The organism is Bacillus cereus group sp. N6 (assembly GCF_016483705.1).
GTDB lineage: Bacteria > Bacillota > Bacilli > Bacillales > Bacillaceae_G > Bacillus_A > Bacillus_A wiedmannii.
Map to the genome: position 1 here is coordinate 1 of NZ_JAEHBI010000394.1, position 202 is coordinate 202.

Below are 202 nucleotides of genomic sequence, written 5' to 3' on the forward strand. Positions count from 1 at the left end.
ACCAAAATCAAAACACGTCAAAGAGAAGGAATTGATTTAGCTAAAAAACAAGGAAAACACCTTGGTAGACCAAAAGCGGAAATTACCCCTGCATTTATTACTGCATATGACATTTGGAAAACCGGGTCCATTACAGCAGTGGAAGCAATGAGGAAAGCGAATGTACCCAAAACTACATTTTATCGACTGGTTCAAAAATATG

1 pseudogene is annotated in these 202 nt (G+C 37.6%); it reads left to right on the plus strand.

Annotation, left to right across the window (positions count from 1 at the left end):
- Positions 1-202: pseudogene (locus tag JDS99_RS31705) on the plus strand (recombinase family protein); the annotation flags it as partial.